Here is a 1597-nt window from a genome sequence, read left to right on the forward strand (position 1 = left end):
GGCGTGCCGGGTAGTGTCACGATGATCCTCTTCCTGTCTCCCGGCAAGCCTAACGCTCCCGGAACGGCTGCCTCATCTCAGCCTGACAGACAGGGGATCGCCTGCGCGGATCGCGGATCCGGATGTCCCGCTCAAGCCCGCGTCTGCCTCCGGCTGTGCGAGTTCATGGCACGGGTTGAAGCTGAACGAGGATCATCCAGTTGTCACCGTCGGCGCGGTACGTCGCTCTGACCCGGTATTCGCTCGGGCGTAGATCGATCACGAGGTGGTTGTCGGGCTCCAACTCCGCTCCGGGCCACGCCGAATCGAACATCACGACTGGCCCGTCCACCACCCAGCGGACATCCTCATCCGCGTCCCAATTCACGCCATCACGTACCGCTCGGCGTGCAGCGCTCACCAGGTCATCTTCCTCGTACGCCGCTGCCCACCGCAGGAACAGCCGTTCCGAGGATAGGTACGTCGTCATTGCCGGCTCGTCGCCCAGAACAAGCGCCTGCCGCTGACCGATGGCGAACACGCCGACGTAACCGTCGATCGCGCACGCCCGGCCGTAGTCCCCCCAGCTCTCCACGGGACCATCCGCGGTATCAGCACCGGTCCACAGCGATAGCGCCGATTGCGGAGCGACGAGCAGCGGTCCGCCAGCCGACGAAACCCACGTGTACTGCAATGACTCTACCTCCCGCAGCGATCTTGCCAGGCCACGGCGATACATGAGTGCCCGGCCAAGACGCGGCAGAATGTTGTCACGGCCGGAGAGCTGATTGCCACAGATCGGCGGTCGCCGGGCCGCCGCCTGGCTGTGCATTCATCGGCACACGCCTGGACGGCATCCAGACCAGCTCGGCATGACGCTGCGTAGCGCGCGGAGCGCGGCATGAGAGCGGATGTCTGCGGTGGTGATCGCGCCGAAGCACGTCGGTGACAGACTTCGCTCTGCCTCAGCCCCCGCCTCGCAAGCGGTGCGTCCGTCCGCTGGTCTAGGGTCCCTGGGGTGGTCATGAGCGCGCAGGATGTTGTGGGCGTAATCGAGTCAGACCCGGGAGCAATGAGAGTCCTTCGGGCTACGGCCGACCTTGGATTACCGGACTGGTGGATCGGTGCCGGCTTCGTACGCAACCGTGTCTGGGACGCGATCAGCAACCTCCCGGTCTCGCCAGAGCGCGACGTGGATGTCGCCTACTTCGACCCGGAAAAGCTGGACCCACGCGAGGACGAGCGCGCCGAAGCCCAAGCCATAGTGGCCATGCCTGGGGTGCCGTGGGAGATTCGTAATCAAGCACGGATGCATCTGCGTAATGGCGATGAGCCCTACACGTCCGCCTTGGACGCGATATCGCGCTGGCCCGAAACGGCAACGTGCCTCGCGGTTACTCTGCGGGGTGACTCTGTTCGCCTGGTGTCCTGCCATGGGCTGGCTGACCTTGTGGGAATGGTTGTCCGCCCCTCTCCAGCCTTCAACAACGCAGCGGGCCGCGCGAAGGTACAGCGCCGCGTGGCGGAAGGTGTCAACCTTTTCGGGGCGGTTGGTTCAGGGGTTCGTTGAGTGAGTTGGCTGGTCTTCGGGTTTGTTGATCCACGCGGTCTCGGGTAG

General features: G+C 64.8%; 2 protein-coding genes. One reads left to right on the top strand and one right to left on the bottom strand.

The features are described 5' to 3' along the window. Positions 1-163: 163 nt before the first annotated feature. Entirely contained in the window at positions 164-811 is a 648-nt protein-coding gene (locus AB0I41_RS35130; RefSeq protein WP_357115781.1) for an immunity 21 family protein, read from the bottom strand. 192 nt (positions 812-1003) lie between these two features. Between AB0I41_RS35130 and AB0I41_RS35135 the strand changes: the two genes are divergently transcribed. Further along, positions 1004-1549 (top strand): nucleotidyltransferase family protein, encoded by a 546-nt coding sequence (locus AB0I41_RS35135; RefSeq protein WP_357115784.1) that lies wholly within the window; start codon positions 1004-1006, stop codon positions 1547-1549. Positions 1550-1597: the final 48 nt, after the last annotated feature.

The sequence above is a fragment of the Micromonospora sp. NPDC050200 genome (genome assembly GCF_040656135.1).
GTDB lineage: Bacteria > Actinomycetota > Actinomycetes > Mycobacteriales > Micromonosporaceae > Micromonospora.

Bases quoted from the DNA above. Each gene is read 5' to 3' on its own strand.
- AB0I41_RS35130 (WP_357115781.1), bottom strand. From the start codon at position 811: ATGCACAGCCAGGCGGCGGCCCGGCGACCGCCGATCTGTGGCAATCAG.
- AB0I41_RS35135 (WP_357115784.1), top strand. From the start codon at position 1,004: ATGAGCGCGCAGGATGTTGTGGGCGTAATCGAGTCAGACCCGGGAGCA.